Source organism: Paracoccus sp. NIOT.M2S5SZ12 (genome assembly GCF_057748165.1).
In genome coordinates this window covers 1-10,855 of the sequence record NZ_JBYLFR010000035.1, presented here as the reverse complement: position 1 = coordinate 10,855, position 10,855 = coordinate 1, and the positions used below count along the sequence as shown (strand labels likewise).

At 60.3% G+C, this 10,855-nt stretch carries 8 protein-coding genes; all 8 read left to right on the top strand.

Translation table 11 applies throughout. The features are described 5' to 3' along the window. Positions 1-1,220: glycosyltransferase family 4 protein (locus AC2SGK_RS17600; protein WP_488324705.1), on the top strand; the 1,220-nt coding region annotated here is incomplete at its 5' end. Between the two features lie 12 nt (positions 1,221-1,232). Continuing rightward, the gene (locus tag AC2SGK_RS17595; RefSeq protein ID WP_488324704.1) at positions 1,233-1,970 is read left to right on the top strand and encodes a sulfotransferase; all 738 of its coding nucleotides are present in this window, start codon (positions 1,233-1,235) and stop codon (positions 1,968-1,970) included. Positions 1,971-2,048: 78 nt separating this feature from the next. After that, positions 2,049-3,170, top strand: a complete 1,122-nt coding sequence (locus AC2SGK_RS17590) for a polysaccharide pyruvyl transferase family protein (protein WP_488324703.1) — start codon at positions 2,049-2,051, stop codon at positions 3,168-3,170. Between the two features lie 52 nt (positions 3,171-3,222). Continuing rightward, a complete protein-coding gene (locus AC2SGK_RS17585; protein ID WP_488324702.1) occupies positions 3,223-3,822 on the top strand; it encodes a sulfotransferase family 2 domain-containing protein in 600 nt (199 codons plus the stop codon). Between the two features lie 1,141 nt (positions 3,823-4,963). Beyond that, entirely contained in the window at positions 4,964-5,104 is a 141-nt protein-coding gene (locus AC2SGK_RS17580) for a hypothetical protein (RefSeq protein WP_488324701.1), read from the top strand. 905 nt (positions 5,105-6,009) lie between these two features. Beyond that, on the top strand, positions 6,010-6,573 hold the full coding sequence (locus tag AC2SGK_RS17575; RefSeq protein WP_488324700.1) for a hypothetical protein: 564 nt from the start codon (positions 6,010-6,012) through the stop codon (positions 6,571-6,573). Positions 6,574-7,937: 1,364 nt separating this feature from the next. Next, positions 7,938-9,320 (top strand): DUF6212 domain-containing protein, encoded by a 1,383-nt coding sequence (locus AC2SGK_RS17570; protein ID WP_488324699.1) that lies wholly within the window; start codon positions 7,938-7,940, stop codon positions 9,318-9,320. Positions 9,321-9,333: 13 nt separating this feature from the next. Continuing rightward, positions 9,334-10,855 (top strand): glycosyltransferase family A protein (locus AC2SGK_RS17565; RefSeq protein WP_488324698.1); only part of this gene is annotated, 1,522 nt, incomplete at its 3' end.

Sequence of the window (10,855 nt, the reverse complement as noted above, 5' to 3'; positions counted from 1 at the left end):
GGGCTCCCACCCTGGCCGAGGCGGCCTATCCGCGCGTGCATCGCGATGGCCGCGACGTGGGGTTCGTGTTGCCGCTGGTCGAATTCGGTGGCGTGGAACGGGTCGCACTCAACACCGCCCAGGCCATGAAGCGCGCCGGCTGGCGTCCGCACCTGTTCGTCATCGACGCAAAAAGCTGCCAGTTCAGTGCGGAATGGCACGAGACCTTCGACAGCGTTACCTTTCTGGCCGATGAAGGTTTCGCCACTTGGGGCCAAGCTGGTTCCAGCTATCTGGGCACAGACGTCCCCGACTGGTCGCGATGGGGGGATCAGAGAAACGCCACGGCGATGCTGGCCTGGCTCGACGTCGTCATCAACTTCCACGGCGGCGCCATCTCGGGGCTGATGGGCCGGTTGAAGCGCCTAGGGGTCAAGACGGCGCTGTCGCTGCACCTGAACGACCACAGCCCGTTCAAGCGGCAGGTCGGCAACACCTATCTCGGCCTTGCCTTCGAACATGCCTATGACCTGTTCCTGCCCTGCTCGGGGCAATTGGCGGATTGGTGCCACGCCATGGGCGTGCCCGAGGAAAAAGTCATCCCGCTACTGAACGCGCCCAGCTTCGACCTGCCCGAGGAATCGGCGCAGCGGCTGGACGCGCGGCGGTCCGGCGAGAACCGCCACGACAGGCTGCGGGTGATCTATCTGGGCCGGCTCGACCAGCAGAAGGGTCTAGAACGGCTTATCAGCATCATCGATTCCTCGCGCTCGGAATCGCTGCCCATCGACTGGCGCCTGATCGGCAAGCAGGTGGTGACCCATGGTGGGACGCGCCTGCCCTCGCGCATCTCCCAGATGATCGAACCACCGATCACCACCCCGGAAGGCCTGGCCGAGGCCCTGGAATGGGCGGATATCTTCGTCCTGCCATCCTATTTCGAGGGTTTGCCGCTGACTATCCTCGAGGCGATGCGATCCGGGGTCGTGCCCATCGCGACCGACGCGGGCGCGGTGTCCGAGGTGGTCCAGAGTTGGGAGAACGGCGTCGTCCTGTCACAGAACGATGCCGTCGATGAGGCCATGGCCGCGCTGCGGCGCCTCTGCTTCGATCCGGATCTTCTGCACAAGCTTGCGCATCAGGCGAGGCTTGATATGCGGGGGCGCGACTGGGACGGCGCGGTGCGCCCGGTGATCGAGCGGCTGGAGAAGATGCTTGCAACTGGCGCGAATAAGGCCTGAGGAATAAAGGTTATGAATGAAGAACTTTACCCGGCCCTCTATGCGCCGAGAGATGGCTATGTGTTCGTCGTGACATATGGCCGCTCGGGATCGACGCTGACGCAGAGCCTGCTCAATGCCATACCCGGATACAGCGTTCGAGGGGAAAACGGGAATCTCACATACTTTCTTTCCCGGGCGATCCATCTGGTTGCAAAGCACGACATGTATACTTGGCGGCGCGAAGACCTCGCCAAAGAGCCGCAGGAACGCCGCGCCTATCTGAAAAACATCCTGGGGCAGCCCTATGATCCCTGGGCCGGAGCGGAAAGCGTAGAGCCGGAGGATTTTCGTCTTTCGCTGATGAACCTTTTTGCCGAAAAAGTTCTCAAGCCCGATGCGGAGTGCCGGGTAAGCGGCTTCAAGGAAATCAGGCTGCACGAAGATCCCAACTTCTTTGAGCATCACCTGAACTATCTGCGTGACAGCTTTCCAAAGGCCCGCTTCCTTTTCCAGACCCGGAACCATGACGCGGTTTCCAGATCGAGCTGGTGGGCGAACAAGCCCAAACACGTCGTATACAAGCAGCTGACGCAGGCGGATGAAATGTTTTCGGAATATTCCCGGAAAAACCCTGAGATCTGCTTCACGATCAGCTACGAAAAATATGCCGAGGGAATCGATTACGCCCGGGAGATTTACAACTTCCTGGGCGAGGATATGTCGGATGACGCGATCGGGGCGACATTGGGCCAGAAACTCCGGCATTGATCTGATCGCGGAAGCCTTGGGGAACACAGGTTGTAGATGCCCGCTGAAAGATCAGGCGGCCTTTTATCGGGGACAAACATGACGACAGCTCTCGTTCACTTCAATCATTCCTTTCAGGGGAATCAGACCACCTGGCCAAGCATGAGGACGTCCAGCTGGAAGCCGAATTATGGCGACATGCTGGTCTGTGCCGCGCTGCTTCGCCAGGTGAAACTGGATGACACGGTCCGCGTCGGCTTTCCCAGGACTCTGGAGCAGCCGGTGTCGCGGGCATTGATCCGGGGTTCGACCTATCTTCATAACAGGTTCGATTTTGAAGGGGCAAACCAGACCCTGGACAGTATCGATGCGCCATTGACCATTGTCGGCCTTGGGGCGCAGAATTCCGAAAGCGACATGTCCTTCCTGGACCAGAATGCAGGCGCCCGGGACTTCATTGCGCGCCTCTCCGAGCGGTCGAACTCGATTTCAGTGCGCGGAGAGTTTACCGCGGCCGTCGTCGAGCGGCTGGGCGGAAAGAACATTCGGCTGACGGGCTGTCCATCGGTATTCTACACGCTCCAATGCCCGAAGATTGAAGTAAGCCCGTCCCTGGCCTCGTCCGAGCGCCGGATTGGCGTTTCCATTCATACCGGCCTGCGCAAAAGCATCTATTGCGCCACTCCGACAGAGGCACGAAAAGCGCATGTCGATGCGATCCGGTATGGCATCGACGAATGCAGCGCCCTTTATCTCTTCGAGCAGGGGGTAAAGGCGGAATTCGACGTTGCCGATGCCGACCTGCCCATGACCCACCGTCTTGCCGCCGCGCAAGAGATCGTCGAGCGCATTGCCCCTGACGGCCGGCTTACCCCGGAAGAACTGATCGCCCACATGGTGAGCGTCACCAGCATCGAGGAATGGCTGGCACGCGCGGCCGAACTGGACGCCATCATCGGCTTCCGCTTCCACGGCAATATGGTCGCCCTGCTACAGGGAAAGCCCTGTTATTATTACGTCTATGACTCGCGCATCCGCGAGTTTTGCGAACTCTATGCGCTTCCCTATCAGGACGTGCGGGATCCCTGGGTCTCGCCCGCCGAGGCGATCCTGTCCCATTCCTGGGACAAGACCAATGCGGCCCTGCGGCGCTGCCATGCCGAGATGCAGGCCTTCTTCAAGGAAAACGGCTACCAGATCCGCACAGCGGTCGAGGCGTGAGTCTCGATCCCTCTGCGCGACCTTGCCTCTTGCAGCCGGAGCCAATACCGCCATGCCCTTCATCCAGCATAATGGCAAACGCGTCCTCTTCATCCATATCCCAAAGGCCGGAGGCACCTCGGTCGAGACCTGGATGAACGGCATCGCGCCGCTGCGGCTGTTCTCGATGGGAATCCCCCATGCCAGCCGCTGCACGCCGCAGCATTATCGCGCCAAGGATATCCGGGCGCTGCTGGGCGAGGGGTTCTTCGACCTCGCCGTGACCATCGTGCGCAACCCCTATGACCGGATCGCCAGCGAATACCGGATGCGCGCAGAACTTGCCAAGGAGAGCTTCTGGAAGGGGCTACCCGCCTTCTCGCCTTGGATCGAGGAGAACCTGGACCGCCAGCAGCGCGAAAGGTTCCATCTGGACAACCACCTGCGCCCGCAGTGGGAGTTCCTGGGCAACGATGTTGAGGTGTTCCGGCTGGAGGACGGCCTGGCCGCGCCATTGGCGCGCATCGCCGATGTCCTGAGCGTGGCGCCCCCCGAGACGCCCCCGCACGAACTGCGCAGCGCACCTCAGGAGATCGTCTGGGACGTGGCCGACCGGATCCGCGTCCAAACGCATTATGCCAAAGATTTCGAGCGGTTCGGCTATCCGCTCTGACTTCCGGTAAGTCATTGTTCTTATTCACACCAAACGGGAAACAACTTGCACTGAAAAGCGGCTCTGTTGCACAAATCGCGTGATGGATTCATCTCGCGAATCCAGCGTGGTAGCTGCGATGCATGAGCAGACCCATACCCCCGACCTACAAGACCAGGAACTGGCCAGCCTACAATGAAGCACTCAAGCGCCGGGACTCGCCAAGGCGTCCTGAGCCGGCTCAGGCCATCCCCCTTGCATCCAGAGACCAGCAAACCGACCTCCACGCGCTCCTGAGCGCCCAGGAGCCGCGGCCTGCGTCTTCGCATCCGGGATCCGTTTTGCGCCCTCTTCCACGCCCCTGGTCGCGCCAGCACATTCCTGGCGCGACCGTGCCAAGGCGGCACATCCCTCTCCTGCGCCCTGAATTGAAGCCTGCGCTTCGGCAGGCTGTAAGATTGGCAAGAAATGGGAATGTAATTTTTTACACTTTTGATCTTGCCGAAGCGCCTGCCTTTGCAGGGCGTGGGACGGGTCGGGATGTGAAGCTCCGACGCGGCGCTTTGCGGGCCTTCCGCGACCGGGAGCGGCCCGCCGATCGAGGATCGGTTCGCGCGGAGCCAGGACGCGCCCAAATCCGGAATCCGGGTCCGCCAAGGGCGCGCGCAACCCTCCGAAATGCGGTGCCGCCGAAATACAGTCCTTGCCTACACCGCTAATACAGACGGACACATATGTTGCAAAACGACACTATAGGCGGACGGGACTGTTGCAGATACCTCTTCGGGGGAAAGCCTCTGGTTGAGAAACATCAGCCTGATGACCCACGAAAAGCGTGCTAACATGCGCGTATGAGCCCCGAACCCCATCTGTCGGAGATGCTATTCGCAGGCGCGAGACTTCGCGCCAGATCCGCAGGTCTGCGCTCAAGCTGCAGAGCATGGTATGCTGAGCGGCGAATGACCTGCTGGCAGATGCGGAAAAACCTCGAACAGGGCAAGGGGGCGCTCGCACGCGCTTCTTGCGCTTTGCCCAAATAGGCCCGCCCGCCCTTTCGCCTGTTTCCAGACTTTCAATGAAACCCATCTCTCCGGCTCGAATTCTTCTTCCTGCAGGATCGCGGTCCCCTTGGGCCGCACCTTCGAAAGCAGGAAGGCAGATCATGCCCCCCGCACAGCAGTACACCGAGAACATGCAGCGCCATCGCGAAGCACAGCGTGAGAAAAGCATCGAGACCATGCTGGAGGCCAAGCTCGCCCAGGCATTTCGAATTCTAGAAGAAAGCGAATGCCGCCAAAATTAACAACCCCGGGTTGTTTAATCTTTCTGTTTCAAAGACTTGCGAAACTTTTGGCGGGAGTGGTCGTTCATCGGCTTGGTCACATAGTTCCCTGTTTGCGAGTGTGTCACCTCCTGTAACCAGTCTTGCCGTGCAGTTCTCACGGAGCATGGTGTGGCCGGGGTCGGCCCTTTTCCCGTCTCGACCCCGGCCAATCTACTCGGAAGCCCTCCCCGCCCCACAACCTGCGCACGAGGCGCGTCTCGCGCGGTTTCGGACGCATAACGCCCCTTACAGCCCAAAACCCCACCCCCAGGTTGAACAGAGGCGTTCCTGAGAGCCGTCAGGAGCCTCGCTGACGGACCTTGAGACCTCACCCGCCGGTCCCGCGCTGTACGGCCCGTCCAAGGCGCGCTCCGAGCCGCTGGCGGTACCTTTCCTCAGCCAGAAGATCCCGAGATCTGCGTCCATGCATTGCGGGTCGGGTTTTCCGGACATCTGCGCTTTTCCCTCCCCCGGACCCCCACCCGCCGCGCGCGCCTGCGCCCGCGGAGTCGGCCCCTCGGCCCACAAGGGGCCTCGCGTCCGACGGCAGGCAAAAACTACACAGCCCGTCCATTCGGCGGGGGGTCGCCAGCTTCCTCGCGGGCGCTCCCCCCCGGCGCGCAAGCGCGCCCGGACTGTGCATTTTTTGCCTGCCTTTTAGATCATAAGAAGGCAAAAAAATAAGCTATTGTTTTAATTTATCTTTTTTAGCCAGGACCGGCACCGCCGTTCCGGTCTACCGGCACCGCCGTTCCGGTCCTGTTTTGTTCTACCGGCACCACCATTCCGGTCCACCGGCACATCCATTCCCAAAAATGGAACGGCATGTAATTTTAGTGTTGCTCGATGCAAGATGATGCGGCAGCTTCATTCCCATATTTGGAATGAAGAGGCTGAAATTGGAAAAATTGCCAGAACGCCGATTGCAGGGATCCTGGGTGCAGACAGAACGATCTGCCCATGAAGCTTGGATGAGCCTTATCGCAAAATCTCCAGTCGGAGCTCAGATCATGCATGCGCTGACCGCTCGGCTTGGAGACCACAATGCTGTTGTGATTTCTCAAGTTTCGCTTGCCAAGATAATTGGGCGTTCAGAACGAGCAGTACGGACTGCTCTGGGGATTCTGAAGGCAGACAACTGGATCGAAATTCGACAACTTGGAAATGCTGCGACGGTGAATGCTTACATCGTCAACGATCGTGTTGCTTGGACAGGCAAGCGTGATGGCATTCGCTATAGCCTATTCTCGGCAGCCGTTGTTGTCTCAGAAGAAGAGCAGCCTGATCGTGACAACCTTGGGCAACAAGCTGCTTTGCGGCGCATCCCAGACCTGCTTCCAGGAGAAATGCAGTTGCCATCAGGCGAAGGCCTCCCTCCGGTTTCACAGCCAACGTTTGAAGGTATGGAGGCAGATCTTCCGGCTCGCCGACGCTCCATTGAACCTTGAGACCAAACCGCCCCCTACCAAACTGATCTCATCGGCCTATTAAGCGCGCCCACAATCCCCTCAAGCGTGCCTTCTCCTGCTCGACAGCACCAGGTGGAGGTAGCAGCCGCAACTTCTCCTCCTCGGCTTGATTCAAGCGCTTTCTAAGATCCAGAACTGTGGCTTGAAGATCATCGACGCGCGCCTGCAGCGCCTGCTTCAAATCTTCGCGCCCACGTCTCTCAGCCTCTAAAAGCTCTGCGAGATGATCTGCACGGTACACGACTTTGGACGCGTCCGGATCCGTCCTGCCTCGAGGGGATTGGACACTTCCGGACACCGACAAACTGCCGGATTCTAGGACAGATAGCCCCTTCTGATCTCTCCGTTCGGACGCGTCCGGCGTCCCATCCCGAGATAGCGAGAAGGGAAAAACTCGGTGGAGTTCAGAGGGGTCTATCTCGTATCCACCCCTCGCATTTCGGCCAGCGGAAAGCCTTCCTTCTTTGATCGCGGTTTGAATTGTGGACTTTCCACGCCCACAGAGCTGGGCCGCCTCTCGAAGTGAAAGCTTTGCCATTCTGACTGTCCCGTTGTGTCCGCTCCGCCTTCAGTCTGCTGTCCGAGGCATGTTCAATACAGAACCATCGCTGCACGGCCTCACGCAATAGGCAACCCACCATCTTCAAATATGGACAGTTTAAGGACAGTATCTAGGACGCTGATGGGACACTGAATTTAGCTGCTACAGACAGCGGATCGCTTTACCAACTGCTTGCCTGTAACGGAGTCGGCAGGGTTGGAGACGTTGTGGTTCGATCCGCTGCCAGTTGGGTGGCCATTGAGGAGAGCGCTTCAAAGCCCGACCTCGGAGCATCGGATCAAGCCGAAGGACGATGCTTTGGACTACGGGCACTGACCCTTTCCTGCGCCCTCAGTTGAAGCCTGCGCTTCGGCAGGCTGTAAGATTGGCAGGAACCGGCTCTGTTGCACAAATCGCGTGAGGGATTCATCTCGCGAATCCAGGGTGGTACCTGAGATGTATGAGCAGACCCATCCCGATGACCGTGACCGCAGGATAAGTGTGCCCGGGGGAAGAGGGATTGTGCTCGCCAGCTGATTTATCCAACAGCGCCCGATTTGTGCAACAGAGCCGGTTGCTTTGTGCTGTGGAAAATCCAGAAAATAGAGAGTGAAAATCCCAAGTTTTTTAGTTCAAATTTTACCTCCCCCGTTTTATTTCAGGCCACCACCTCAGACTATCACCATAGATGCGTTAGATCATGAAACATCAGCTCAAGCCCCTTTCCTCCCTTGACGGGGAAAGCACTGCCTCCGGCCTACGTGTCGCCTCGTCTTCCGCCTTGCTGGTCGCTTCCGCAGACATGGCCGAGGCCCGCAACCTCGCCCTTCCCGTAACGCTCATCGAAGTAACCGGGTCGCAGGACGGGATCACCTTTCGGCCCGACGCGGGAACTGGGGGGACTGACTTGGCGCTTGCTCAGGTCATGCTGGTGGCGATCGGCTGCCTGCCGCTGTCCAGCCGGGGCCGCGACGAGCTGGCCTGCATGGGTGCCGTCTGGGAGGAGCGGACGGGTGGTCCCGCACCTCAATCCCTGGAAGTCCGGGGCGAAGACCTGCCGGCGCGACGCCTAGCGGTGCTGGAATGGCTGGTCCTGCAGATGTCGGACGAACGGCAGACCGCTGCGGTCCGGTCGACGCGGCTGATGCGGGAACTGGGACTTCTGCGCCGGCAGCATGAGGAAACCCAAGCGGGGTTTCGCGACCTAGAGATGTTCCTCTATCGCAATGTCTCGCAAAAACGGATGCTGGACATCACCCTGTCGCCTATCGCTGGCCAGCTGCCGCTGACCTTGCGCGGCGGGGCTCAACTGGCTCAACGCCTGCCCGGCGCCAGTGCCGGGCTCAGCGACATTTCCATCCATATCGCCAACAAGACGCCGCCCGCCGATGGCATTCTCCATGCCAGCCTGTCCAGCCTGGAGGGCGGCGATACGCTGGCAATCTGGGAGGTGCCGACGAACACGCTCCGCCATGGCTGGCTGCGCCTATCGCTGGAACGCGCCCTAGGGCCCGACGCGGTGACGCTAGTGCTGTCGATCAGCTATCAGGGCAGCGGCACCGTCAAGCTGTCCAATTCGGTCCAACATCCCGAGCAGCGCTTCTGGGCGCAAATAGGCGATCATTTCACGCCCAACGTGCCGGCGCTGCAGATCTGGCGTTGGATCGCGGGCGCCAACGCGCCCCTGGCGGCCACGGCGATCCTGCCGGTTGGCGGCAAAAACCGCCTGCGCCGGGTGCTGGGCGAGACCCTCACCACCGCCCGGGACATGAATGATTACAACCAGATGCTTGCGCTGCAGCCGAATACTTCGGCGCTGTTGGTGCATGTGCTGGAAGACCGCCTGGCAGGCGCGATCCTGTCGGGTGTCGCGTTGCCTGGGGCGCGCCATATCTATGCCGACGTGCGCACCTATCACGCCGATGCCCCGCCTGTCGAATATCAGATCGCTCTAGCGCCGCATTCGGCCCATCGCCCCCATGACGGCGAGGTTCCTGCCTTCAAGCCGCAATTCGCCTCGGACTGGGTCCGTCTTGCACCGCAGGAGGACGGACAGGTTCACGTGATCCTGCCGGAACCGCTGGATCAGCCCTGCGACGTCTATATGCTGACTCGTTTGCCCGATGGTGTGCTGCGCAATTCCTTCGGCTGGTCGACTTTTGCAAACCTTACTCTCCAATACTGACTGGAGACCAGACATGCTTAATACCCAGTTGTTAACGCGCGTTGGTGATTCAACGTGTGAGGACGGCCCGCGCATTGCGGTCGTCGTACCCATCTTCCGCCACTCTGTCCTGCTGTCCGAGGCGATCGACAGCGTTCTGGAGCAGCGCGCGCCCTTTCCCATCACCATCGTCCTGGTCAATGACGGCTGCCCGCATCACGAGACCGAACAGGTCTGCCGCGACTATGCGATAGCCTATCCCGACCGCATCATCTATCTGCGCAAGCCTAATGGCGGGCTCAGCGACGCCCGCAATCACGGCATCCGCCATGCCTTGGCGGCATGGCCCGGCGTCGAGGCGATCTACATGCTGGATGCCGACAACCGCCTGCGGCCAGATGCCTTGGGCAATGCCATGGTGGCCTTGGAAGCGGATCCGCAGATCGGCTGGATCTATCCCAATATCGACATGTTCGGCCTGCAATGGGCCGGCGATTACGGCGGCGATTATTCCCTGCTGATCCACACCGTGATGAATGTCTGCGAGGCGGGCAGCCTGATCCGGCGCGCGGTGTTCGACGCTGGCGTCTTCTTCGACACCACGTTCAAATCCGGCTTCGAGGATTGGGACTTCTTCCTTACCGCCGCCGAGGCCGGTTTTCGCGGCAAGAACATCGACAATTTCGGCTTCCTCTACCGCAAGCGCGCCGAATCCATGCTAGCCGATTCTGAGCGCGATGCCGAGGCCATCCGCAGTGTGATGCGGCAGAAGCATAAAAAGCTGTTCGGCCCGCGCAGCCTGCTGACACTGGAGCAGCAGGAAGCTCCGCGCTATGCAATCTATCTTAGCGACCGCGATGAAGTCCTACTGACCACCGATCCCGACCTGGGCCACGAACGCTGTGTGCCGGCCGCCGAATACGAGGAGCTGTGGTGGCGGACCCAGACCGACAACTCGCATCACCATGCTCCGCCGCTGCTGATCATGACCCATTCCAGCGTCCTAGAACAGCTTCGCCAGGCCAAGCTGTTGCACGGCTTGCTGTGGACCATGGAGCGGCGGCTGGCGCAGAAGCCCTTTGTCGCCTTGGAGTTGCAGCCCCACGAAAGCGAAAGGATCACCTGGATCGAGGAAGACGTCCAAAGTAAGCGTGAATTGGGCGCCGCACTCCTCATGATCCGTCCGCAGCTACTGAGCGAGGTCGTGCGCGACACCTCGATCTCTTGGGCTTCTGGCATCGCTTCTCGGCCCTGCAGCCTGCCTTCGTTGGCGCTCGGCTTCGGTCTACCCGAGCAGTACTTCAGTAAGGAAGTGCCGCTCTATCGCTCTGCCGCGCATGACTTCATCGCCTTCGCTTCGCGGCTGCGCGCATCGCCGATGCGCCAGGCGCTGACGCAGAAATGGGACTGGCGCCATCCCGACATTCCTTGGCGCGCGCGCACGCACGAGATCGCGCGGGCTCCCACCCTGGCCGAGGCGGCCTATCCGCGCGTGCATCGCGATGGCCGCGACGTGGGGTTCGTGTTGCCGCTGGTCGAATTCGGTGGCGTGGAAC